Source organism: Bacillus cereus group sp. BfR-BA-01360, from assembly GCF_022663595.1.
GTDB lineage: Bacteria > Bacillota > Bacilli > Bacillales > Bacillaceae_G > Bacillus_A > Bacillus_A cytotoxicus.
Genome location: NZ_JAKUFV010000005.1, coordinates 224,433 through 248,418, shown reverse-complemented (window position 1 = coordinate 248,418; position 23,986 = coordinate 224,433). Strand labels below are relative to the sequence as shown.

The window sequence follows — 23,986 nt, the reverse complement described above, 5'->3', positions numbered from 1 at the left end:
GAATTGCAAATTGATTTCGATCCTGTTCTTCGAATACACTTTGTAATTTTTGATTCAATTGATTAATTTGTTTTTCAATATCTTGACTCATTTTTTTCCCTCTACCCTTTTACTTTTATCAGATGGTCACATTAGCGAAAAGTATTATGAAGTTCATTATCCATTCTCTCAAACTCGTTAGCTACCGAGTGAATATTATCAATCGATTGTTGAAAGGCAGCAAGAAATTGTCTCGTTAAATCTAAAACTTGTTGATTCGCTTCTTGTGCTTTGAAATTAACAGATAATGTTGTACGTGTCGCCTTTGTTATAGAACGACTTGTTACACTTTGAATCCTGTCAGAAGCTGATCTCATTTTCGTAGCAATTTGAGTTGTTGTTTGTAAATTACTTTGAAATTGTCCCATTCTTTCAAACCCTTCCTATAATTTCCCCAAACATATCCAGGGAATTTCAATAAAATAAATGAACTTTACTTATCAATATCACCTTTTTTAAATACCTATCCAATCTAAAAACTAAGCACGCAATCAAATGAGCCATACAATATAAGTTGTATGGCTCATTCTAAGTTCTTGTTATATAGAGTAGAACGTTTTTTATTTCAAACCGAAATTACGTGATAATTCTTCATCATGAGAAGCAACAGCTTCTGCAGTTTTATTAAGCTGCATATTAATGTCTTGTAATAACTGTGCAAAATTCTGTACTTTTGGTTTTAATTGATTAAACTGTTGGTCAAAGCCTTCAAAAGCACGGCCTTCCCATTCTCCTCTTAATTCATTCTGTAAGTTTTGTAATTGACTTAAAATATCCTCAATTTGATTTGCGCCTTGTCCATATCGGGTTGCTTTTGATTTAAGCTCCTCTGGTGACATACGAATTTGTCCAGCCATTGTTATTCCCCTTTAATACATAACTAATAGAACATATTATTTGGTTAATTTTTACTAATTATATTATAATGTATTATTATAAAATTTAAAATACTTTATCTTTCTACAATAGAAATAAAATAATAATTACAAAGACTATTCTTATTTATTGCTATACATAGCCTATATCGTAATAATTCAAACTATATAAAAAATAACATACTAATGGAAAGGGAATGCTTTATACTTCATTCCCTTATTCTATGTATACCATAAAAATTACTTCGTTTTTTCTTTTAATACATATTCTAACAATTTTTAAAAATAAATTACTTTAGATTTCTTTCCACTCTTTTTATCCATATTTCTTAATAATTTACTTAAAAAAATATATAACTATCATAAAGATACCTAACTGACAAAAAATATATAAATTTGGATGAAGCTTAGGATTAATAAATATAGGTACATAATCTTTCAACAAGAAACCAGAAATTACACCCATTAAATTAGTTCCTGCTGTTGAACCTTTAGAACTATCATATATTTCTTCTAAATCGATTTTCTGTACGAGGAAAATCAAAGGTTGAAAACGAAATGGGCCTCGCATTAATGGCTGTGAATGTAAGAAAATTCACAGCCATTAGCTAAGAGCTATCTGGAGACAACATAAAAAAATAGAGAAATCCGAATTTGAATGAATTCAAATTCGGATTTCTCACTAATTGAAGCTAGTTATGTCCCAACCTCTTTGGATGTATATCTATAAGTATTATTGCGATTTTTTATCAAAAAATAAGTTTAAATCTGTTTTATCTGTATCCTCTGCTAAAGCTTCATGTATAGTATGATTTAATAGTTCCATTTTTTGTTTTTCAAAAAATGGAACACTTATCAAATAAGGCATTCCTGACTTTTCAATGTTTAATATTGTTTGAATTCCACTGCCTGCAATCCCTATACCTAAAATTAGCAGTATTAATCCAAAGAGAAAGCTATCACTGAAAGAGCTTAATCCAATGAAAAATATTAATAAACCTAAGATAATTGGTTTAATGAAATATTTGGTAGATAGCATAGCGCCAGAAATATTTTTTAGAGGAATACTTTGTTGGTCTTTCCCAGCAGGAATAAAACCTAACAATGTATTTGATAAGTTTGTTTTTACAAATCTACTATCGACTTCTACTTTTCCTTTTACCCAAAAGAATAATAAGCTAGTCGAAAATTCCACTGCTTTCATTTTTTGAATACTATTTATACGTATATATTGATTTTGATATATTTTAACATAAATAATATACAGTAGGTATAAATTTTTTTAATATGGTTAAATTCATTTATACTTATTTTTTTGCTTGGTAATATTACAGAGAATCGTATTAAACTTGTGAAAAGATAGCAGTATCAGTATATACACTGATTTGAGAAAATAGAATTAATGGTAATTAAGCATGTTCCCATTTCATAAAAAGTATGCTGTAATAGTGGGAGGACAATGGGTTGTTCTAAGTAGTCAAAGAAGTGGGGAATTGAGGTTGAAAAAGTTTAAGAAGTTTTACTTAGAGATTACGAGTGTGTGTAATCTTGCATGTAGTTTTTGTCCGCCAACAGAACGGCAGAAGCAGTTTCTGTCTGTGGAGGACTTTTCAAAGAGGTTAGACCAAATTAAGCCGCACACAGACTACATTTATTTGCATGTTAAAGGTGAGCCGTTGCTTCATCCTAAAATAGACAAATTGTTAGATTTAAGTCATGAAAAAGGGTTTAAAGTAAATATTACAACGAATGGCACTTTAATTCATAAGAGAAAACATAAATTATTAAATAAACCAGCGTTAAGACAGATTAATTTTTCGCTCCATAGTTTTGATGGACATCCTGGTTCGGAGGATAAGGAAGGGTATGTAAGGAATATTCTTTCTTTTATTCGAGAAGCAACAAGTGAATCGGATTTAATTGTTTCATTAAGATTGTGGAACTTGACGCAAGATAATAAGACAAATCTTGAGAGAAAGCGAAATAGAGAACTGTTAGAGATGATTGAAAAAGAGTTTAGTCTGCCGTACAAAATTGAGGAGAAGATTACACCCGGAAGCGGTATAAAGCTTGCTGATCGGATCTTTATTAACCAAGATTATGAATTTCAGTGGCCCGCTCTTCATGAGGAAGAAGATGATGGAAAAGGATTTTGCTATGGTCTTCGAACACAGGCGGGTATTTTAGCAAACGGAACAGTTATCCCTTGTTGTTTAGATGGTGAGGGCATCATTAATCTTGGAAATATTAATGAGGATTCGTTCTCCAATATTATTGAAGGGGAAAGAGCAAAAAATCTTGTAGATGGCTTTTCAAGAAGAGTTGCAGTAGAAGAGTTATGTCGAAAATGCGGGTATCGTAAAAGATTTGGGAAGTAGAAAACAAGCTCCTTAAGAATGATCATTCTTAAGGGGCTTGTTTTTTATTACTCGTGATACAACTGTCCTAATTCATCAATTAATGAACCTACATAAGAAACAGCCTTGCGGAGTGGATCTGGTTTTGACATATCCACTCCTGCATGCTTCATTAATTCTAGTGGTTCCATCGTTCCGCTGGCGCGCAGTACTTCGAGCCAGCGATTTACTGCGGGTTGTCCTTCTTCTTGAATTAATTGAAATATGGCAGTGGAGGCAGTTAATCTAGCAGAATACGTGTATAAAAAAAAGAGCAATTACGCCCAGGTAATTGCTCATCTGTCTGATCGATAAGACTTAATATACTTTATCTCCATTGAAAATGGAATTTTTCACAACGACATAATCTACAGTACGAATGGATTCTAATTTTGTTCCACCAGCATATGAAATAGAAGATTGTAGATCTTGTTCCATTTCAATTAAAGTATCTTTTAAAGAACCTTTATGTTCAACAAACATTTTTTTCCCTTCAACGTTCTTTCTCTCACCTTTTTGGAATTCAGAAGCCGAACCGAAATATTCTTTATACAGTTTTCCATCTTTTTCAATAGTTTCTCCTGGAGACTCTTCATGACCAGCAAATAGAGAACCAATCATAACCATAGTTGCTCCAAATCGAATGGATTTTGCGATATCCCCGTGTGTACGAATGCCTCCATCAGCAATAACTGGCTTACTTGCAGCTTTTGCACACCAGCGAAGTGCAGCTAACTGCCATCCACCAGTTCCGAATCCAGTTTTAATTTTTGTAATACAAACTTTACCAGGCCCAATCCCTACTTTTGTAGCGTCAGCACCAGCATTTTCGAGTTCTCTCACTGCTTCTGGTGTTCCAACGTTTCCAGCGATAACGAAGCTTTCTGGTAAATATTTTTTTATATGTTGAATCATTTGAATAACGGCATTTGAATGACCGTGTGCAATATCTATTGTAATGTACTCAGGTGAAAGCTGTTCAGCAGCTAACTGCTTTATAAATTCATACTCTTCTTCTTTAACCCCAACGCTAATAGAAGCAATTAATCCTCGTGATTGCATATCTCTAACGAATGCCATGCGTGTTTCAGGTTGAAAACGATGCATGATATAGAAATAATTATTTTCTGCTAAGTACGTTGCGATTTTCTCATCAATAATTGTCTGCATATTTGCAGGCACGACAGGTAATTTAAATTTATGTTTTCCTAAAGTGATACTTGTGTCACATTCAGAACGGCTATTTACAATGCATTTTGCAGGAATTAATTGAATATCTTCATAGTCGAATACATTTTCCATATTTTACACCCCTAAATACGAATAATTTTGTTGTCAATTGTAAAAAATGTTCGCCCTAATTGGTAATGTACATCATTTTATTAAAGAAGTCAAAGTTTTTTAGTCTATTTTTTAGGGTTTTACAGAAGAAAATCCGGAGAAAACGGTTTAATATCGAATTAAATTATTAATTCAATTAAGAATGTTCGTGTTTAATAGTAGATGTTATTTGTTAAAAATTTTTAATTAAAAATATTGTAAGAAACTATTTGTTACACTCGTATATATAAGTAAAGGAGGGAGAAGGTATGAATGATAAGGAATTAGTGGGCGAATTGAAAAATCAAAATATAGAAGCATTAGATCAAGTTATTCTTCAGTATAGTAGGCTTATATATGGCGTTATAGGAAGTATATTAGGAGAAAATCACGAAAGAGTTGAAATTGAGGAATGCTATAACGATGTTCTTTTCATTCTGTGGTATAAAATAGATCATTTTCAAATTGAAAAGGGACAATTTAAGAACTGGATTATTTCGATTGCGAAGTTTAAGGCGTTAGATTATAAAAGAAAGTTTAAGCGAAAATTGATAGAACAAACAATGGAACGTTGCATTTTACAAGATAAAGAAGATGTAGAACAAGTTTTGTTGAAAGAGGAAGAAAAAGAATTTGTTTTAGAGGCCATTCAACGACTTGATCAGGTGGACTATCACATTTTTTATCGAAGATATATTGCAGATGAGAGTATAAAGCAGATTTCTGAAGAACTACATATGAGTACGAGTGCCATTTATACAAGATTGTCTAGAGGAAGGGAAAAATTAAAAAAGGGAATGGAGGGATATTATGAGGTATGAAAATGGCCTAGATCAAGTTGTTTTGGAGCAGTGGGATGAACGACAAATAGCTCATTTTGAAGAAATAGGAGAGCGTTTGATTGGGAATTTGGAAGAGAAGAAAAAAGATATTAAAAAGCAAATTGCAAGGGAAAATTTACGAGAGATAGAAAGAAAAGCACATTATGAGCTAGAGGAGGATGAATATATCGAATTACAGTTTCAAGCGAGTGCGACAGGGGGCTACTACTTAGGATCTCTTTTATGCTCCGCGGACTATTTTGCTATGCCATTAGTACTTGTCGATGTAGGAAATCGATTTGTCGTTTTTGGGACAAAACATAAAGTTATGATTTACGAAGTGAAAGAAATGTATCAACTGCAAAGAGAATATATTATTGATTACAATAATATCTCTAAATATTATTACAAAACAAAAAAGGACCGTACGATATTATGCTTTAAGGCAAAAAAGGATAAATATAATCAACTAAGAGAGTGTTCAAATTGGCTCTTATATGGTTATCTACAAGGAAGAATTAACATGATGATAGACCGATCAGATCGAGATGTGATTGCGAAATTTTTTGATCGTTATTGTCAAATTGATTATTAGCATAGTGGTAGTTTAATAAGAAAGAAGAGATTGTCTCCAAAAGCTTGTGTTTAACGACCTTTTGGGACAATCTCTTATATATGATTTATGAACAATGGGAGGAGAAAGAATTATAGTAAATGTAGGAATTGTTATCATAAATATATTTAACTAAGTGAAATATAGTTTCCATTTATAACTAGATGTTTAACATTTTGTTTTAGGTTTTCGTAATCATTTTTTGGATCAAATAAGTCTTTTTCAAATACAACAAATGATGCTCGTTTACCCGGTTCAATGCTACCGAATAGATTTTCATTTCGATTTTGTTTAGCAGCTTCAATTGTAATAGCTCGAATACCTGTAATTAAATCAATATTTTGTGGACGATCATCTTTCACTTTTGTTTCAGTATCATCTTTTCTAGTTACCGCTTTATATACTCCATAAAGTGGTCTAGTTGGCATATTACAAGCATCACTGTGAATAGATAAATCAAAATGATCATCATCTGTTACATCTTTTAGACGTAAGAAGTTTTGAGTTAGAAAATGTTTTGGATATAATCCTGCTTTGTCCCACATTGGCCAAATATCCATATAAGCAGGAAGAGCTGAAATACTAATAGATAAGTTATTAGCTCGTACGAATTCAAAAAATTCGTCATTCGAAAAAGCAAAGTGTTGGATGGACATTTTATAATCATCTCTAGGAGCTTTAGTTAATAATTCTTTTAATTTTTTTGCTAACGTTAGTTGTGATAGATCACCTTGGGAGTGAATATAAAAGTCATATCCATTTTTCCAGAATGGTAGAAAATCTTCGACAAAAGTTTCAATATTATGACCTTTAAAATCGTAATTCCATTTCCCAACTTCTCCATTTGTTAAAGGTTCGGATAACATGATTTGATGATCAATTACAGCACCATCGAAGAAGAATTTTAAGGCTTTCATTATTTTAAAGTCATCTGTATCGTATTTTGACATCATGTTATCTATATATTCGAAAGTTTTTTGGTTATCGTTATCAAATTGATTATTAACATGTTGATAGTTTGTTAAAAAGGACATATGAATAGGGTAATCTTCATTACTGAAGCCTTGATAAAATTCAATTTCATTTTCTAAACCTGATGTGCCGCCACCCATATATTCTGCAGTAGCAATAATACCGTTCACTTTTGCGTTTTCTAAATATAAATTTTTCCCTTTTTCTAGATTGTCATTATTATAGAGAATTGGTGCTAAATAGCTGATATAAGGCATATAGGCTGTTTCGGTAAAGACGCCATTATAATTACCATCTTCAGTTAATCCACAACCAAATGTCTCTTTAGGAATTTTGTTAAATCCGAATTTTTCCATTGAACAAGTATTCATTACTGCACCATGACCTGTTCCATAGAGTAATACAACAGGTTTTTGATTTTCTAATTGATCAAGCTCTTTAGCAGTGATTGTACCGTGGCGCTGCTTATTATATCCGAAGAATAAAAAGGAATCTTTTTCTTTTTTAGCAACTTCTTTTTCTAATCGATTCATCATATCTTCAGGAGTGAGGCAAGCAGGCGCTACACCATATTTCCCAAAATCCCAATGTTTAAAATCAATTAAAGTACAATTTCCTAAAAAGTAGGAAGTAAGCATAGGATGTGAATGAGGTTCGACAAATCCTGGATATAAGTAATCATTTTCATAAGTCATTATTTTTTCAGCTTCAGGATATTTGTTAACAAGCTCTTCAAAATTACCAGTTTCAATGATTTTTCCGTTTTCTTCTACTACTCCTGTAGCAGTTGAAAAGTCATCGTCCATTAAATAAACTTTTTGTCCTTTGAAGATTTTCATTTTGTATCATCCTTTTCTGAATTATTTTTAATACCAGTAGTTCCTAATAGAAAGAGTACTGATATCAATCCCATAGTGTATAGAGCATATTTAGTAGATTGAATACGGCCCTGCGAGTTAACTTCTAATAATGTTTGTTTTTCTCGCTTAGTTAGAGGTACTGTATTAAATTGGTGAAGTAAATCGGCATCACTTTTGAAGGTGATTCTTTCATTTTGAATCTGTGATTTTACTTGTTCTGAAAGGTTAGATCCTTTTTGAATGGCAGAATCCCAACCAGCAGATAATGAAAACAACATGACCATTCCTAATATTGCTACACCGATTGCTTGACCAATATTACGTGAAGTTGTTTGAATCCCACCAGATTGCTCAGCATCTCGAGTATTAATTGCTGTAGCAACAATTGTTGAGCTTTGTGAACTGATAAGTCCCATTCCAATCCCTGCTATAATTAATCCGAAATACATAAGTTTACTAACGCCATTTGGTAATAAAGAGATACTCATAGGAATCACCCCTATACCAAGTAAAAGATACCCAAGGCGTAATAAATATTTAGGATGAACATGAGGGAAATATTTTGGTGTAAGTAAAGAGACTAAAAACATAGGTAATCCCATAAATCCCATAGCAAATCCTGTTTGTAAGGCGTTAAAGCCGTTAACAATCTGTAGATAAGGATTGACGATCATAATCATTCCACCTAGATAGAAGAAAACGATCGCAGAAGCATATAGGCCCTCCCGTACTTGGGCATTTGAAGTAAAGGAAGATGGAATTAATGCGCAACCATGTTTTTTCTCAACATATTTTTCTACTTTTAATAAAAAGCTCAGTATAATAAGTCCTAGTATAGCTAGTGGTAATGAAGGTGAGTATCCAAACACTGTGAATGGAGCGTTAATGGGTTGAACTAATCCCCAAACATTTATTTTTGAGATCCCAATTAAAAATAAAAAGAGACCACAAGCGGCAATCATGATACCTAGATAATCTAAACGTAATTTTGATGATGATTTTGGGATTTTAGGAATTATGCTAGAAGCAATTAAAACGATAGCGAAATAAGTTGCTAAAAAACCAAATGCTATTCGAAATCCAAAATTATCAATTAAGATTCCTGCTATAATTGGTCCGGCTGCAGAAGCAATCCCTGTTGCTGCACCGATTGCCCCAAACGCAAATGCACGTTCTGTTCTAGTTTTGTATATTCCCGGGATCATTCCTAATACAGAGGGAATCATCAAACTAGCACCTAACCCAACAACGAGCCTTCCCCCCCATGTGAATAACATTATATTTTGGGAAATTGCCAACATCACTTCTCCAACAAATATAAGAGCTGCTCCAATTCGAAAGTTTTTATTCCAACCGATGATAATTCCTAACATGCCACCAACAACCATAAATGCTCCTGCACAAAGCGAGTAAACCATATTGGCTAGTTGAATATCATTCATTGAAGCATTCAATGCTGAAATTAACGAATTTGTTGCAACACTTAGGACAGAATTATCGGCAGATGTTCCAATTTGTGCACACATTAAAACTAATAGCGGTGCCATCAAAAATGTTTCTTGTTTTTCCTGAGCCAGTTTCATAAAGCTAACGTCCCTTCCATGTTAATTACCTTCATTTTGCTTGCAAGCAAATTAGCTGTATTCTTTCTTACTAATATGGGTTTATTTTAGGATATAATCATCATATGAGAAATAATTCATTTTACCGTAGTTCCGGTAAAATAAGGAGAAGTCTGTATGAATACTAGGCAAAAAAAATTAGCAGAAATGTTATTGGATCATAAAGGGGATTATCAGGTCATTGATTACTACAAACAAAAATTAGCCTGTTCAGAAAAAACAATTCGGAATGATTTAAAAGTGATTCAAGAATTTATTTCGAATCATCATATCAAGGCGTCTCTTAGTAAGATACCCGGCAGAGGAGTTTGTTTATCCTTAATGGATGAAGAGGTAGAACATCTAGAATACTTATTGGATATTTATCGACTTCAAATTGACTCACGTTATGCTTTATTTTACGACACTTTTCATAAATTGTTATTTAGTCCTACTGCGATTTCTATTCCTGAGTTGGCAGAAAGGGTGTTCTCAAATCCAAATACGATTAAGTATGAACTCAAGCATTGGGAAACCCTATTGGACAACTTTTCATTAAGTCTAAACAAAAGAAAGGGTTTAAGAATTACCGGTGATGAAAAAAAAATTCGCTTGTTCGCACTGTACTATTTTTTTGGTTTTTCAAATAATGCCTTTTCTTATGAATTTATGAGAGCTCCAAAAGAGCAAATAGATTATGTCCATCAGCACTTTATTTCTCAACTTTTAAACGAAATGAAAGTCACCTTCACTTCAAATGCTGTTTTGCATCTTGCTATGTATTTAAAAATAATGATTGGACGTTTGGAAATTCAATGTCCCATTACAACTCATTATCAAACAAAAGTTCAGGATCATGAAATGGAGTCTATCAATTTGGTTCAAAAGTTATTTTTACAACATTACAAGATGCCTTTACCGAAGGAGGAATGTATGTTTCTTTTAAATCTCATGCAGATTGGTACGAAGCAACTTACAATGGAGCAAATTCAGAATTTCCAACCTACCGCTATTGTGAAAGGCGCTATTGAGTCTTTTATTAAAGAGCTAAAAAAGATAATCGCTTGTTCTCTTGATTCGTTAACGATTAAAGCACTCCAAGTAGAATTTGATCGCGCTATCACTCGGTCGACGAATGGAATTCGCGTAATCAATACACTTTATAATGAAATCATACAAAAAGATCCCTTTTTATTTGGGATTATCAGTTTTATATTTAGATCAACGCCAACTTTAAAAGCACTGAATTTTAATCGAATGGATATAAGCCGTTTTGTCATGATCATCAAAAATAATATTGATCAATTTTTCCTTGAATATCCAAAGCTGAATGCGGCGCTTATATCTAATACGGGACTTGATCAATTGTTTTATGCAAAACAAACAATTGAAAAGTATCTTCCATTTGTAAAAATCAATCATTTTCTGTCTCCAAAACAGTTAGAAACGTTTGCGATACCAATTGATTTTGTCATCTCTTTTGAATATTTAAGTCACTCCATTTATCCAACTGTTTATACGGATTATTTGCTTACCTATGAGAAATTGATGATTTTAAAACGAAAAATACAAGATATTACCTCCAATGACAATGATTTAAAAGAAACCGTTTATCCATCAGTCTTATTATCGAAAAATACTATTTATTATTTAGTGGATTTAAAAGCTTTTCTAACAAAATTTTTTAATGAACAGAATTATAAAATCGATGCATCACTTGTTCAAGATATGATTGATCAAGCTGCTTTTACAATTGAAGATACGCTGTATGTTATTTTGTTTTCACTAGATATTGGTAAGAGAGAGAAAATCATTTTCCAGTTAAGAAGACAATTAATTGTTGGAATGAATCAAGTCGTAAATGTTATTGTTTTCGTTGCCGACTTAAATGAAGTGTATAAATTTTATGGTAGACCTGATATTCTTTTCACGAGAATCAATTAATTTTAACGGTTTATCATAATTAAGAATTCTCCTTAAGTGAATATAGAATATAAAAGAGTATTTGCCTTTTTAAGAAGAACATGTAAATTGAAATCAGTTTACTTCATTTGATTATTTCTCAATGCAAGTACTAAAAATAATACAAAACTATTCTATGAAATAGTCATGATACAATGGATATATGGTATAAAATGTAAGATGGTGGCTTGGGGGGATAAACATTTGGGGGAGGATATGTGGTATAATTTTAAAAGTTTATAATGAATGAAATATGGAGGACTATACTTATGGCAATACTTGTAACGGGTGGAGCAGGATATATTGGTAGTCACACATGTGTAGAGTTGTTAAATAGCGGTTATGAAATTATCGTAGTAGATAATCTTTCTAATAGCTCAGAAGAAGCAATCAATCGTGTGAAGGAGATAACAGGTAGATCGTTTCCATTTTATAAAGAAGACGTTTTAAATCGTGAAGCACTTCATGCAATTTTTGAAGAAAATACGATTGAAGCGGTGATTCATTTTGCTGGCTTAAAAGCAGTGGGAGAATCGGTTGAAATTCCGCTTACGTATTATCATAATAATATTACAAGCACATTAGTGTTATGTGAAGTGATGGAAAAGCATAATGTGAAAAAGATGATCTTCAGCTCATCTGCAACAGTATACGGTATTCCAGAGACATCACCAATTACAGAAGACTTCCCGTTAAGTGCAACCAATCCATACGGTCAAACGAAATTAATGATTGAACAAATTTTACGCGATGTCGTTGTGGCAGATCCAGAATGGAGCGTAGTATTACTTCGATACTTCAACCCATTTGGTGCTCATGAAAGCGGGCGCATTGGAGAAGACCCAAATGGTATTCCGAACAACTTAATGCCGTATGTAACACAGGTAGCAGTTGGGAAATTAAAAGAATTAAGTGTATTCGGAAATGATTATCCAACAAAAGATGGCACAGGTGTACGTGATTACATTCATGTTGTGGACCTAGCAAATGGCCATGTGAAGGCTCTTGAAAAGGTGCTCAAGACAACAGGAATAGATGCCTATAACCTTGGAACAGGAACGGGTTATAGTGTATTAGAAATGGTGAAAGCTTTTGAGAAAGTTTCCGGAAGAAAGGTACCTTATAAAATTACAGAGCGCCGTCCTGGAGATGTGGCAATATGTTATGCAGATGCATCGAAAGCAAAAAGAGAACTAGGATGGGAAGCAAAACGTGGACTCGAGGAAATGTGTGCGGATTCTTGGAGATGGCAAGTTAATAATAAAAATGGGTATCGAGAAGAGGAATAAAAAACATACTAAGATTAGTAGCACAGACCATGACTATGGTCTGTGCTACTATTTTTTTATAGTAGAAGTGAGGAATAAATCGGAGGCAGCCTTTTTCGTTACATAAAATCAGACTTCCATCCATTTTCCTTGTTTCTTTAGTAAGTTTAAAAATAAGAGAATCTCACAGGAATTTCATACTTTTTGTGAGGAAATTTAGTAACATAAAAGAGGTTATTGATTTCGTTATTTTAAAATAGGGAATGGGAAGGAATGACGGATATGGTAAAGATATTAGTTTTAGGGGGAACACGTTTTTTTGGCAAACGGTTAGTTGAGAAACTGTTGCAAGAGAAACATGAGGTGACGATTGCAACGAGAGGGGTAACAGCAGATGAGTTTGGCAATCGCATAAAGAGGCTTATTGTAAATCGTGAAGATGAGGAAATGCTGCAAGAATTATTGGATGGAGAGTTTTATGATGTTGTGTACGATAATTTATGTTATAACCCTAATACAGCAAAAATAATATGCAATGTCCTGCAAAAGAAAGTAGGAAAATATATTATGACGTCTTCAATGGCTGTTTATGAGCCAGCATTATCTCTGAAGGAGGATGATTTTGATTCGTATCAATATCCAATTGTTTATGGAGATAGAAAGGATTTCTCTTATGAAGAAGGGAAGCGATTAGCAGAAGCTGTTCTATTTACATATGCGACATTTCCAGTTATAGCGGTTCGATTTCCGGTTGTAATCGGAGAAAATGATTATACAAAGAGGTTGCAGTTTTATGTAGATCATATTGTAAAACAAACCCCTTTTGGAGTGGAGGATATAGAGGGAAGAATGTCCTTTATACATGAGAAAGAAGCAGGAGATTTTCTAGCATGGCTTAGTACAATAGAGACGGAAGGGCCGATTAATGCATGTAGTAATGACACGATTTCTATGCGTGAAGTGATTGAATATATTGAGGAACATACAGGTATAAGAGCCTATATTGAAACAAAGAGAGATCCTATAGCCCCATATAACGAAATACTAAATTGTACGCTTGATAATACGAAAGCAAAAGAGTTAGGATTTCGATTTAATTGGGTAAAAACGAATATAAATGATGTACTGCAATATTATATTGAACAGCTAAGGTAATTTATACATAAATCCCCCGGTGGCAATCCAGGGGATTTTGGAGGATTTCGATGATACTAGTTTACATTACCAAATTTACCTTATACGCATGACTAACGTTTCTGTGATTGAATTGCTTGTAAATACTTTTCATTCACACGGTCCCAATTGACCGTATTCCACCAATTTGTAACGAATTCTGGACGACGATTTTGATACTTCAAATAATAAGCGTGCTCCCATACATCGATTACAAGTAGCGGAATTTTTCCTTCCTGTAGTGGTGTATCTTGATTTGGTGTACTCATAACAGAGAGTTGTTCCCCATCCAGTACAAGCCATCCATATCCACTTCCGAATCGACTAATGGCCGCTTTGGAAAGCTGATCTTTGAAGTTATCAAAGGTATTAAAGTAATAATCAATGACTTTTGCAACGTCTCCATTAGGTTCGCCTCCGCCTTTCGGACTCATGACCTCCCAAAAAAGGCTGTGGCAGTAATGCCCACCACCATTATTTCTGACTGCTGTCATAATATCGGGTGGTAGTTCATTTAAATGGCTCAGTAATTCTTCTAAAGGCTTGTTCTGCAATTCTTTATAATTTTCTAAAGCAGCATTTAAATTTTTAACATATGTTGCGTGATGCTTTCCATGATGAAGCGCCAAAGTGTCACCATCAATGTAGGGCTCTAATTCATCATAGTCATATGAAAGCTTAGGCAAATGAAATGAAGACATAAACCTCCCCCCCTTTTCTTCTGAAGTTGCCCATGGTAAAAAAAATTTACCTAACTCAAAAATACACTTGTTTTTTGAATAAGTCAACAATAAAACAAACAATTCTATTTATTTTCTGAAAAGGATTGTTTGTTAATAATGTAAAATAATTTGGTTTGTTCCTACGTTTCTTTTTGCTTATACTGTAAAATAGTAGCGTTTTGTTGAAACAAAAGGAGATTTTTTATGAATAAAATGAGGGTATTAATAGATGAGGCAAGAAAATTTATTACAACTTGCTATCAAGAACTCGGTAAAGAAAAACAAATAGAAGAACGTATGAATCAAGTTGTGTTGGAAATCGAGCAGACAGGTACATATGAACATACTTTTGAGGAACTAGTTCATGGGGCACGGATGGCCTGGCGAAATAGTAATCGATGTATTGGAAGACTGTTTTGGAATAAAATGCATATATTGGATGCTCGGGAGATCAATGATGAGGAAGGTGTATATCGTGCACTAATTCATCATATTCAATATGCGACAAATGGTGGGAAAATTAGGCCAACCATTACGATTTTTAAGCAGTATAGAGATGAACAGAATCATATTCGCATCTATAATCACCAATTAATTCGCTATGCAGGATATAAAACGGAAACAGGTGTGATTGGAGATCCGCATTCCTCTTCCTTTACATCTTTTTGCCAGAAACTAGGATGGAGTGGGGAAGGAACGAATTTTGATGTGTTACCACTTGTATTCTCAATTGATGGGCAAGAACCTGTATATAAGGAGATTCCGAAAGAAGAAGTAAAAGAAGTAAATATTGAACATCCAGAATACCCATTCTCCTCTCTTAGAGTGAAGTGGTATGGTGTACCGATGATTTCAGATATGCGTTTAGAAATTGGCGGAATTTCTTATACAGCAGCTCCTTTTAATGGATGGTATATGGGGACTGAGATTGGTGCTCGTAATTTAGCTGATGTGGATCGTTATCATTTACTGCCAGCTATTGCAGAAATAATGAATTTAGATACAACTAGAAATAGTACGTTATGGAAAGATAAGGCGTTGGTCGAGTTAAATATAGCTGTCTTATATTCATTTAAAAAACAGGGAGTAAGTATCGTTGATCACCATACAGCAGCGCAGCAATTTGCTCAATTTGAAAAACAAGAGGCGGCATGTGGTCGCGTTGTGACTGGAAATTGGGTATGGCTAATTCCGCCATTATCGCCAGCTACCACTCATATATATCATAAACCTTATCCAAACGACATTTTGACCCCTAATTTTTTTCATAATGTTAAGAAATAAAAATGAATCACGAATATCATTTTATCCAAAATGTAAAGAGCTCGTTCAAAACATAACTTTTGGACGAGCTCTTTTTGCATTTTTTAGTAGAAGCAAAGTTTTGTGTCGAATTGCTCATATAGGCTGCTTTATGGGACAAACCTTTTTATTAATCCAATTCTTTTCCTTTCGTTTCAGGAACGCATATAAACATGGTGAGAAGGCCTAGTGGATAAATGATAAAGACAAGGGATAGAGCACCAAATAAATTACCGCCTGTCGCCAATAATCCAATAATAACTGGTCCCAATCCAGCTAAGCCGCGTCCAGTACCGAAAATAAAGTTTTCAGCTGTGGAACGTGCTTCGGATGGATAGTTTTCAGCTAATATTGCTCCGAATCCTCCCATCATGCCGTTTGCAAAGAAACCAAGTAAGGCGCTTCCCCACAGTAATAATGTTGCGTCTGTAAAGAGGAAAAAGTAAATCAAACAATATATAGTACCGCCTATATAATAAAGGGAAAATGTTTTACGGCGTCCAATTTTATCAGCCAAAATGCCAAATGTTGCGATTCCAATTAACATTCCAATTGTAGAAATGAACATCCAGCCGCTTGCTTTTGCCAATGTATAGTTATATTTATTTGCTAAAATTGTAGGCATCCATGTAAAAATACCATAGTATCCAAAGTTTTGGATGAAAGACATAATAATAAGTCCAATTGTTGTCATCGTTACTTTTTTACTAGAAAATAGCTTACGTAAAGGAAACTTCTTCATATGTTGGAGCTCTTCTGCTTCCATAGCTGTTAAAGTTCCTTGGCGCTCTTTTTGTAACAATTCTTTTTTATATAGTTGTTTTTGTTCCCAAATTTTCGGTTCACTTAAGCTTTTACGAACATATATGGCAAGTAAAGCTGGGATGAGACCAAATAAGAAAACAGCTCTCCAGCCGAAGTGTGGAACGATAAAGGCTGGAAGGAGTGAAGCAACGAGTACTCCAAACTGCCATCCAAGTGCAACAACGGAAGTTGCTTTTGCCCGCATTTCCTTAGACCATGTTTCTGTTACAATCGCCATTCCGATACCAAATTCTCCACCAACACCCATTCCTACTAGAAAACGAAGTATTAATAATTGCCAATATTCTGTTGTGAAATAAATGAGTGCAGTTGCAAGTGAAAATAATAAAATAGTAAAAGCCATTGTTCGAATGCGACCCAATAAGTCAGCGATAAATCCAAATAAATAGGAACCAATTAGCATCCCAATAGTTGTTGCTAATGTAAGGTTTCCGCCTTCTACTGGTGTTAAGTGAAATTCTTTCAAAATGTAAACGAGTACGAAGGATAGAAGTAACATATCTAATCCCTCTGCTGCATACCCTAATGCAGAGCCAAACAATGTTTTATAACGTTTTGCTTTTGATTCATTTGTTATGTCCATTATTACTCCCCCTTACTTTTATACAGTCACTATGGAAGAATAATAAAAGGCCTTCTCACGTCAGTTGTGTGAGAAGGCCTAAAGAGCAGGCGTATCCATTGAAAAGAATGGGCCTGCTTTTTTTATATTCCGACTTCCTTCTCAACCTCACGGGGTTGTGTTAAAGGACTGCAATTAAATTACCTTATTATTAGCACTCTTCGATTCTATTGTCAAATATGAAAGATAGTTTTTAAGGATATTATTGTGAAAGATTATAAATGATAGATGATTTTCCTTGACGTTCACTTCATTATTTTTCGATAATAAAATGAACAAAATAAATAAAGGAGGACTAAAGATGTTAGATTTAGTACTCATGATGATTGAGCGCGTTGGATTAATTGTTATATTAGGTTTTTTACTTTCGCATATTCGAATTTTTCGACACCTCCTTCATAAACAAGATGGATATAAGGATAAGCTTATGCTAATTTGTATTTTTTCATTATTTACAATTGTAAGCAATTACACAGGAATTGAAATTGCAGGAAATACAATTATGAATGAAAATTGGTTACAAGGCGTTTCCTCGTCAAGTACGATTGCAAATACGCGTATTATGGGTGTCGGAATTAGCGGTTTACTAGGGGGACCCATTGTCGGAATTGGTGTTGGGTTTATTTCTGGTATTCATCGCTATATGCTAGGGGGGACGACAGCTTTTAGCTGTGCTATTTCATCTATTTTAGCAGGGATCATTACAGGATATATTGGCCGAATTTTTCAAAAGTATAATCGTACAGTTACACCTAAGTATTCAGCGTTTTTAAGTGTGGTTATTGTTTCGGTGGAAATGGTTATGATTTTATTTATTGTGAAAGATGGATGGAATATAGTGAAAACGATTGCGATGCCGATGATTTTTGTAAATGGTTTTGGTAGTTTTATTTTACTTTCCATGGTGCAAGCAATTTTGCGACAGGAAGAGAATGCAAAGGCATTACAAACGCATAAAGTGCTTCGAATTGCTGATAAAACATTACCTTACTTTCGTCAAGGGTTGACAGAAGAATCATGTAAACATGTGGCACAAATTATCCATCGTTTTACGGGAACGGATGCGGTATCCTTAACAGATACAAAAAAAATATTAGCACATGTGGGATTAGCATCGGATCATCATATCCCTTCGCATAGTTTAATTACGGGATTATCAAAAAAAGTATTACATACAGGGAAAATAATGAAGGCGAAATCAAGAGAAGTCATTAACTGTCAGCATGAAGACTGTCCATTACAAGCGGCAATTGTTATTCCTTTAACATCGCACGGCAATACAATTGGGACATTAAAGTTATATTTTAAAAATCCAAATCAGTTAAGTCGTGTGGAAGAGGAACTAGCAGAAGGATTAGCAAAAATTTTCTCGACCCAGCTTGAATTAGGGGAAGCAGAGCTTCAAAGTAAATTGCTTCAAGATGCTGAAATCAAAGCGTTACAAGCACAAATTAACCCACATTTCTTATTTAATGCGATTAATACAGTTTCAGCACTTTGTCGTACAGATGTAGAAAAAGCAAGGAAGCTCTTACTACAGCTTAGCGTCTATTTTCGTTGTAACTTACAAGGAGCGCGGCAGCTGTTGATTCCACTAGAGCAAGAGCTGAATCATGTGAATGCGTATTTATCGTTAGAGCAAGCGAGATTTCCAAATAAATATGAGGTTAAAACCTATATAGACGAAGGATTAAAGACAATGTTAATTCCACCATTTGTGCTTCAATTGTTAGTTGAAAATGCTCTTAGACATGCATTTCCGAAGAAGCAACCGATTTGCCAAGTAGAAGTGTATGCGCACGTTGAAGATGATTTGATTCATTTTAAAGTGAAGGATAACGGTCAGGGGATTGAACAAGAGCGTTTAGAACAATTAGGAAAAGCTGTTGTAACATCCAAAAAAGGAACAGGTACAGCTTTATATAACATTAACGAACGGTTAATAGGGTTATTTGGGAAAGAAACGACACTTCATATTCAAAGTGAATTACAGAAAGGAACCGAAGTTTTCTTTGCAATTCCGATTCAATATGTAGAGGGGGAAGGAAGTAGTGGTAAAGGTATTAGTAGTAGATGATGAAATGTTAGCAAGAGATGAGCTGAAATATTTATTACAACGAACGAAAGAAGTAGATGAAATTGAAGAGGCAGATTGTATAGAAGATGCTTTAGAAATATTGATGGATGATAAACCAGATATTGTTTTTTTAGATATTCAGCTTTCAGATGATAACGGATTTGAAATTGCAAACATACTAAAAAAGATGAAAAGTCCGCCAGCTATTGTATTTGCGACAGCATATGATCAATATGCATTACAAGCATTTGAAGTCGATGCATTAGATTATATTTTAAAGCCATTTGATGAAGAACGCATCGCACAAACATTAAAAAAATATAAAAAGAGAAAGCAAAGTGAAATAGAAAAGAAGGTAGATATGAAAGTACCGGATGTAACTGCTGAGATGCATAAACTTGCACTTCCAATCGAAGAATCCATTGTTCTTGTAAGTATGGAAGATATTGTCTATGTAGGACTGGTAGATGGAAAAGTAACTGTAAAGACAATTCGAGAAACATATGTAACTCATGATACGCTTGTTATTTTAGAGAAAAAATTACCACAAACGATGTTTATGAGAGTTCATCGTAGTTTTATTGCAAATGTAAATCATATTTCAGAAGTACAACCTTGGTTTAACTCTACTTATAATTTAATTATGAAAGATGGATCGAAAGTACCAGTAAGTCGTACATATGCAAAGGAATTAAAAAAACTGCTTCGTATTTAAGAAGCAGTTTTTGTATTTCATCCTGTAATTTTTGTAACTGATTCTCCATATTCGACGTTCCGATTTGTAAACGCTTACCTAAGCGTTTACATCATATACAATAAAGGTACCAAATCGAAAGAGGTGGCCAAAATGAGTACAAAAAAAGTATATAGTTTTTTATCACAAGCATTTATTTTTTCAGCTATTATGTTAGTTTCTCATATGATTGCATCACATTTACCAATTCCAATGCCTTCTTCAGTAATTGGATTAGTCATTTTATTTAGCTTATTATGCTTAAAGATTATTAAATTGGAACAGGTTGAGTCACTTGGAACGGCATTAACAGGCATTATCGGCTTCTTATTCGTTCCATCTGGAATTTCCGTTATCAATTCTCTTGGGGTAATGGGGCAATATTTTGTACAAATCATCACTGTAATTGTTGTTGCAACAGTTATTTTATTAGCAGTAACAGGTTTATTTGCTCAATTTATTCTAGGAAAAGGTGGAAAAGAACCGATAGATACAAAACAATTAGACACTTTAGGTAAAGGACATAAGCACGGAAAAGTTGCGTAATAGATTGTATACGTGGTTAGGAGGTAATGGACATGGCAAGTACAATGACTCCATATTTCGGAATTGTTGTTTCATTAATTGCATACGGGATCGGAACATTCTTATTTAAGCACTCAAAACAATTTTTCTTATTTACACCGCTATTTGTAGCAATGGTATTAGGGATTGGCTTTTTAAAGGTTGGAAATTTCACATTTGAAGAATATAATACTGGTGGTAAAATCATTAGCTTCTTTCTAGAGCCAGCTACAATTGCTTTTGCAATTCCATTATATAAACAAGCTGATAAATTGAAAAAATATTGGTGGCAAATCTTATCTGCTATCATTGTCGGTTCTATTTGTTCAGTAGTGGTTGTGTTCATTGTTGCAAAAGCTATTCATTTAGATACAGCTATTATGAATTCTATGTTGCCACAAGCAGCAACAACAGCAATTGCATTGCCTTTATCAGAAAGTATCGGTGGTATTCCAGCCATTACATCTTTTGCTGTTATCTTTAACGCGGTAATTGTATATGCGCTTGGAGCATTATTCTTAAAAACATTTAGGGTCAAAAATCCAATTGCGAAAGGATTAGCATTAGGAACAGCAGGACACGCACTCGGCGTTGCAGTCGGAATTGAAATGGGTGAAGTGGAAGCAGCGATGGCAAGTATTGCAGTAACAGTAGTTGGGGTTGTAACAGTTGTTGTTATTCCATTGTTTATGCCGCTGATTGCGTAATCAGATATCAGTTTAATCCTGATAGAAGCAAGCTATTTGTAGAACAGATTTCTACTGATAGCTTGCTTTTTATGTTACAGTAGTGGTATGACCTATTTTATTTTTCCTTAAATCTTTATTAATACTTTATATAATGCGTTCTGAAAAGGACTATTATATTGTAAAATAGAAAGGAAAGGCCAGATCTTAATCTAGCAGAAAGAAGATAAGAAATGGATTTTAATCAACACAAAAAATTTGTGGGGAAGAGAAAGAGAACCTACTTATGATAAGTCTTACTTTATAGGACAGGAGAGATTACTCGTCGATTATGCAAATGAAAAACCTGTTTCAAAGCAAAGGATTTCAAAGGTTACTGATACTTTTATTATTAGCTCTTATATTATATGGGCTAAAAAGCATGTTTAATTTAATTTTAATTACGTTTATCCTGACATATTTAATGGATCGATTCCAGAAATTTATTTCTAGAAAACTCGATCATTTTATGCTGATTAACCGAAAAATTATTATAGCGTTTTTATATGTCATGTTTGTTGGTGGAATTACAATTACATTATTTAAATATCTACCTGTGTTAACAGTACAAATTTCACAATTAATTTATCAATTTAATGTATTCCTTAAAAATCCACCAGATAATGATATGATAAAGGCTTCTATTCATGCGATTAATCATATGGAGCTTTCGAAGTATATAGGGCAAGGTGTAGATATTATTTATAAGTCCATTGCAAATGTTGGGAAATTCGGTTTGCAATTTTTACTTTCTTTAATTTTGAGCTTATTCTTCTTGTTGGAAAAAGCACGTATTGTTGCATTTACAGAAAAGTTTAAAGAGAGCAAACTTGCTATTTTCTATAATGAAATTGAATACTTTGGGAAGAAATTTGCGCGTTCTTTTGGGAAGGTAATTGAAGCACAATTTTTAATTGCTATTGTGAATTGTGTGCTATCCGTGATTGCACTATGGATTTTAGGATTTCCACAGTTACTTGGTCTATCATTAATGATCTTTCTATTAGGTTTAATTCCGGTGGCGGGTGTAATTATCTCATTATTTCCACTTTGCATGATCGCATATAATATTGGTAGCATTACTTATGTTATCTATATATTAATTATTGTGGCTGTTATTCATGCGCTTGAAAGTTACGTATTAAATCCAAAATTTATGTCACAAAAGACGAACCTACCTATTTTCTATACATTTATGGTATTGATTTTTTCTGAGCATTTTCTAGGTGTTTGGGGGCTAATCATTGGTATCCCAGTCTTTATGTTCCTATTGGATGTTTTAGATGTCACGAGCGATGAAATCGAAAAAGGGGCTAATGAAAAAATAGAGTCTTAAAAAGCATCAGATAAGGATGCTTTTTCTTTTATCCTGCTATTTTAGGGCAGTAAGACTCCCACCCCAAGAGGTAGATGCCTGTAACAGCCCGATTGGTGAGGGTTCATAATCAGTGGGGATGAAAAAACAATGATTAGAGTTTCATTTTATAACTTCATTTCATATATGCCATACTGTAAGAAGAATACAAATAATTGAGGTGAAAGAAATGTCTATCAATGAAAAGGTAGAGCTTGCGACGTTTGCGGGAGGTTGCTTTTGGTGTATGGTTTCACCATTTGAAGAGATGGAAGGGGTTATAAGAATCATTTCTGGTTATACAGGTGGTCATAAAGAAAATCCAACTTATAAAGAAGTTTGTTCTGAAACGACAGGACATTATGAAGCAGTTCAAATTACATTTGACCCAGATAAAATGCCGTATGAAAAATTATTAAATATGTATTGGAGACAAATTGATCCAACAGATGCGGGTGGACAGTTTCATGATCGTGGGCAATCATATGAAACAGCTATCTTTTATCATAATGAAGAGCAACGGAAACTAGCTGAAGCATCGAAAAAGGAGCTTGCTGAGAGCGGGCGTTTTTCTAAACCAATTGTTACGAAAATTATTCCAGCATCTACATTCTATCCAGCTGAGGAGTATCACCAAGATTATCATAAGAAAAATGCATTCCGTTATGCATTGTATCGCCAAGGATCAGGACGTGATGCATTTATTAAAAAGCATTGGCCAAAAGATAATGCACATTTAAAAGAACAATTAACGGAGATGCAATTTTATGTAACGCAGGAAAACGGAACAGAACCTCCATTTCAAAATGAGTATTGGGATCATAAAGAAGAAGGACTATATGTAGACATCGTGTCTGGTGAACCGCTATTTACTTCCTTAGATAAATTTGATAGTGGCTGTGGTTGGCCAAGCTTTACAAAGCCTGTTATGGTAGCCAGTGTAAAAGAAAAAATTGACCTTAGTCATAATATGACGCGTACAGAAGTAAGAAGCAGGGAAGGCGATTCACATCTTGGCCATGTTTTTCCAGATGGACCAGGACCAAACGGTCTTCGCTATTGCATTAATTCAGCAGCACTTCGATTTATTCCAAAGGAAGACTTAGAAAAAGAAGGATATGGAGATTTTCTAATCTTGTTTCATCAAAAAAAATAACCTCGC

21 protein-coding genes and 3 pseudogenes are annotated in these 23,986 nt (G+C 33.9%); 14 read left to right on the top strand and 10 right to left on the bottom strand.

The genetic code is table 11. The annotated features are described in order from the left end of the window. The 4 genes and pseudogenes from MR056_RS22830 to MR056_RS07605 form a co-directional block, all read right to left on the bottom strand. Window positions 1–91, bottom strand: a pseudogene (locus tag MR056_RS22830) (DUF3958 family protein); the annotation flags it as partial. A 40-nt stretch (window positions 92–131) separates the two neighbouring features. After that, window positions 132–407, bottom strand: a complete 276-nt coding sequence (locus tag MR056_RS07615) for a TIGR04197 family type VII secretion effector (RefSeq protein WP_087099881.1) — start codon at window positions 405–407, stop codon at window positions 132–134. Window positions 408–599: 192 nt separating this feature from the next. Beyond that, window positions 600–896 carry a WXG100 family type VII secretion target gene (locus tag MR056_RS07610; RefSeq protein ID WP_210351353.1) on the bottom strand — a complete coding sequence of 99 codons (297 nt, stop codon included), beginning with the start codon at window positions 894–896 and terminating at the stop codon, window positions 600–602. A 751-nt stretch (window positions 897–1,647) separates the two neighbouring features. Beyond that, the gene (locus MR056_RS07605) at window positions 1,648–2,118 is read right to left on the bottom strand and encodes a hypothetical protein (RefSeq protein WP_087095642.1); all 471 of its coding nucleotides are present in this window, start codon (window positions 2,116–2,118) and stop codon (window positions 1,648–1,650) included. 295 nt (window positions 2,119–2,413) lie between these two features. Here MR056_RS07605 and MR056_RS07600 point away from each other — a divergent pair, with 295 nt between their 5' ends. Then, window positions 2,414–3,292: a radical SAM/SPASM domain-containing protein gene (locus MR056_RS07600; RefSeq protein ID WP_012096417.1), complete on the top strand. Its 879-nt coding sequence runs from the start codon at window positions 2,414–2,416 to the stop codon at window positions 3,290–3,292. 47 nt (window positions 3,293–3,339) lie between these two features. Here MR056_RS07600 and MR056_RS07595 read toward each other — a convergent pair. Continuing rightward, a pseudogene (locus MR056_RS07595) lies at window positions 3,340–3,579 on the bottom strand (oligoendopeptidase F); the annotation flags it as partial. A 49-nt stretch (window positions 3,580–3,628) separates the two neighbouring features. Continuing rightward, window positions 3,629–4,612 (bottom strand): GMP reductase, encoded by a 984-nt coding sequence (guaC, locus tag MR056_RS07590; protein ID WP_012096416.1) that lies wholly within the window; start codon window positions 4,610–4,612, stop codon window positions 3,629–3,631. 287 nt (window positions 4,613–4,899) lie between these two features. Between guaC and MR056_RS07585 the strand changes: the two genes are divergently transcribed. Both MR056_RS07585 and MR056_RS07580 read left to right on the top strand, forming a co-directional pair. Next, window positions 4,900–5,451 carry a sigma-70 family RNA polymerase sigma factor gene (locus MR056_RS07585; protein WP_087095641.1) on the top strand — a complete coding sequence of 184 codons (552 nt, stop codon included), beginning with the start codon at window positions 4,900–4,902 and terminating at the stop codon, window positions 5,449–5,451. After that, window positions 5,441–6,046, top strand: a complete 606-nt coding sequence (locus tag MR056_RS07580) for a hypothetical protein (RefSeq protein ID WP_012096414.1) — start codon at window positions 5,441–5,443, stop codon at window positions 6,044–6,046. Before MR056_RS07585 ends, MR056_RS07580 begins: the two co-directional genes overlap by 11 nt. 146 nt (window positions 6,047–6,192) lie before the next feature. Here the strand turns inward: MR056_RS07580 and MR056_RS07575 are convergent, their stop codons facing one another. After that, the gene (locus MR056_RS07575; protein ID WP_210370646.1) at window positions 6,193–7,875 is read right to left on the bottom strand and encodes an amidohydrolase family protein; all 1,683 of its coding nucleotides are present in this window, start codon (window positions 7,873–7,875) and stop codon (window positions 6,193–6,195) included. Beyond that, on the bottom strand, window positions 7,872–9,479 hold the full coding sequence (locus tag MR056_RS07570) for an MFS transporter (RefSeq protein ID WP_087099613.1): 1,608 nt from the start codon (window positions 9,477–9,479) through the stop codon (window positions 7,872–7,874). Before MR056_RS07570 ends, MR056_RS07575 begins: the two co-directional genes overlap by 4 nt. Window positions 9,480–9,635: 156 nt before the next feature. Here MR056_RS07570 and MR056_RS07565 point away from each other — a divergent pair, with 156 nt between their 5' ends. The 3 genes from MR056_RS07565 (at window position 9,636) to MR056_RS07555 (ending at window position 13,882) form a co-directional block, all read left to right on the top strand. Continuing rightward, window positions 9,636–11,441: a BglG family transcription antiterminator gene (locus MR056_RS07565; RefSeq protein ID WP_210370645.1), complete on the top strand. Its 1,806-nt coding sequence runs from the start codon at window positions 9,636–9,638 to the stop codon at window positions 11,439–11,441. Between the two features lie 287 nt (window positions 11,442–11,728). Beyond that, window positions 11,729–12,748 (top strand): UDP-glucose 4-epimerase GalE, encoded by a 1,020-nt coding sequence (gene galE / locus MR056_RS07560; RefSeq protein WP_012096410.1) that lies wholly within the window; start codon window positions 11,729–11,731, stop codon window positions 12,746–12,748. 261 nt (window positions 12,749–13,009) lie between these two features. Continuing rightward, window positions 13,010–13,882: an NAD-dependent epimerase/dehydratase family protein gene (locus tag MR056_RS07555; protein WP_048723594.1), complete on the top strand. Its 873-nt coding sequence runs from the start codon at window positions 13,010–13,012 to the stop codon at window positions 13,880–13,882. Between the two features lie 92 nt (window positions 13,883–13,974). Here MR056_RS07555 and sodA read toward each other — a convergent pair whose 3' ends face one another. After that, a complete protein-coding gene (gene sodA, locus MR056_RS07550) occupies window positions 13,975–14,601 on the bottom strand; it encodes a superoxide dismutase [Mn] (protein WP_012096409.1) in 627 nt (208 codons plus the stop codon). 225 nt (window positions 14,602–14,826) lie between these two features. On the opposite strand from sodA, the gene MR056_RS07545 reads away from it, so the two are divergent. Further along, on the top strand, window positions 14,827–15,906 hold the full coding sequence (locus MR056_RS07545) for a nitric oxide synthase oxygenase (RefSeq protein ID WP_012096408.1): 1,080 nt from the start codon (window positions 14,827–14,829) through the stop codon (window positions 15,904–15,906). 148 nt (window positions 15,907–16,054) lie between these two features. On the opposite strand, the gene MR056_RS07540 is transcribed toward MR056_RS07545, so the two are convergent. Continuing rightward, entirely contained in the window at window positions 16,055–17,332 is a 1,278-nt protein-coding gene (locus MR056_RS07540; RefSeq protein ID WP_087099609.1) for an MFS transporter, read from the bottom strand. A 340-nt stretch (window positions 17,333–17,672) separates the two neighbouring features. Between MR056_RS07540 and MR056_RS07535 the strand changes: the two genes are divergently transcribed. From MR056_RS07535 to msrB, 7 genes and pseudogenes are all read left to right on the top strand, one after another. After that, on the top strand, window positions 17,673–19,448 hold the full coding sequence (locus MR056_RS07535) for a sensor histidine kinase (RefSeq protein ID WP_242136538.1): 1,776 nt from the start codon (window positions 17,673–17,675) through the stop codon (window positions 19,446–19,448). Further along, window positions 19,423–20,163, top strand: coding sequence for a LytR/AlgR family response regulator transcription factor (locus MR056_RS07530; RefSeq protein WP_012096405.1), 741 nt, complete (start codon window positions 19,423–19,425; stop codon window positions 20,161–20,163). The genes MR056_RS07535 and MR056_RS07530 overlap by 26 nt, the downstream gene beginning before the upstream one ends. Before the next feature lie 132 nt (window positions 20,164–20,295). Then, on the top strand, window positions 20,296–20,727 hold the full coding sequence (gene lrgA / locus MR056_RS07525; RefSeq protein ID WP_012096404.1) for an antiholin-like murein hydrolase modulator LrgA: 432 nt from the start codon (window positions 20,296–20,298) through the stop codon (window positions 20,725–20,727). 32 nt (window positions 20,728–20,759) lie between these two features. Next, window positions 20,760–21,452 carry an antiholin-like protein LrgB gene (gene lrgB, locus MR056_RS07520; RefSeq protein WP_012096403.1) on the top strand — a complete coding sequence of 231 codons (693 nt, stop codon included), beginning with the start codon at window positions 20,760–20,762 and terminating at the stop codon, window positions 21,450–21,452. A gap of 310 nt (window positions 21,453–21,762) precedes the next feature. After that, window positions 21,763–22,806, top strand: a complete 1,044-nt coding sequence (locus MR056_RS07515; RefSeq protein WP_087099605.1) for an AI-2E family transporter — start codon at window positions 21,763–21,765, stop codon at window positions 22,804–22,806. Window positions 22,807–23,014: 208 nt separating this feature from the next. Further along, window positions 23,015–23,479 (top strand): annotated as a pseudogene (gene msrA / locus MR056_RS22590) (peptide-methionine (S)-S-oxide reductase MsrA); the annotation flags it as partial. A 15-nt stretch (window positions 23,480–23,494) separates the two neighbouring features. Continuing rightward, complete coding sequence (gene msrB, locus MR056_RS22585; protein ID WP_375293709.1) at window positions 23,495–23,980, top strand: peptide-methionine (R)-S-oxide reductase MsrB; 486 nt, start codon at window positions 23,495–23,497, stop codon at window positions 23,978–23,980. The last annotated feature ends 6 nt before the right edge of the window (window positions 23,981–23,986 follow it).

Excerpts from the sequence above, each read along its gene's own strand:
- MR056_RS07545 (WP_012096408.1), top strand. The coding sequence starts at position 14,827 with ATGAATAAAATGAGGGTATTAATAGATGAGGCAAGAAAATTTATTACA.
- MR056_RS07575 (WP_210370646.1), bottom strand. The coding sequence starts at position 7,875 with ATGAAAATCTTCAAAGGACAAAAAGTTTATTTAATGGACGATGACTTT.
- MR056_RS07580 (WP_012096414.1), top strand. The coding sequence starts at position 5,441 with ATGAGGTATGAAAATGGCCTAGATCAAGTTGTTTTGGAGCAGTGGGAT.
- sodA (WP_012096409.1), bottom strand. The coding sequence starts at position 14,601 with ATGTCTTCATTTCATTTGCCTAAGCTTTCATATGACTATGATGAATTA.
- MR056_RS07615 (WP_087099881.1), bottom strand. The coding sequence starts at position 407 with ATGGGACAATTTCAAAGTAATTTACAAACAACAACTCAAATTGCTACG.
- MR056_RS07515 (WP_087099605.1), top strand. The coding sequence starts at position 21,763 with ATGCAAATGAAAAACCTGTTTCAAAGCAAAGGATTTCAAAGGTTACTG.
- lrgB (WP_012096403.1), top strand. The coding sequence starts at position 20,760 with ATGGCAAGTACAATGACTCCATATTTCGGAATTGTTGTTTCATTAATT.
- MR056_RS07570 (WP_087099613.1), bottom strand. The coding sequence starts at position 9,479 with ATGAAACTGGCTCAGGAAAAACAAGAAACATTTTTGATGGCACCGCTA.
- MR056_RS07540 (WP_087099609.1), bottom strand. The coding sequence starts at position 17,332 with ATGGACATAACAAATGAATCAAAAGCAAAACGTTATAAAACATTGTTT.
- MR056_RS07535 (WP_242136538.1), top strand. The coding sequence starts at position 17,673 with ATGTTAGATTTAGTACTCATGATGATTGAGCGCGTTGGATTAATTGTT.
- MR056_RS07610 (WP_210351353.1), bottom strand. The coding sequence starts at position 896 with ATGGCTGGACAAATTCGTATGTCACCAGAGGAGCTTAAATCAAAAGCA.
- guaC (WP_012096416.1), bottom strand. The coding sequence starts at position 4,612 with ATGGAAAATGTATTCGACTATGAAGATATTCAATTAATTCCTGCAAAA.
- MR056_RS07555 (WP_048723594.1), top strand. The coding sequence starts at position 13,010 with ATGGTAAAGATATTAGTTTTAGGGGGAACACGTTTTTTTGGCAAACGG.
- MR056_RS07565 (WP_210370645.1), top strand. The coding sequence starts at position 9,636 with ATGAATACTAGGCAAAAAAAATTAGCAGAAATGTTATTGGATCATAAA.
- MR056_RS07585 (WP_087095641.1), top strand. The coding sequence starts at position 4,900 with ATGAATGATAAGGAATTAGTGGGCGAATTGAAAAATCAAAATATAGAA.
- lrgA (WP_012096404.1), top strand. The coding sequence starts at position 20,296 with ATGAGTACAAAAAAAGTATATAGTTTTTTATCACAAGCATTTATTTTT.
- galE (WP_012096410.1), top strand. The coding sequence starts at position 11,729 with ATGGCAATACTTGTAACGGGTGGAGCAGGATATATTGGTAGTCACACA.
- MR056_RS07605 (WP_087095642.1), bottom strand. The coding sequence starts at position 2,118 with ATGAAAGCAGTGGAATTTTCGACTAGCTTATTATTCTTTTGGGTAAAA.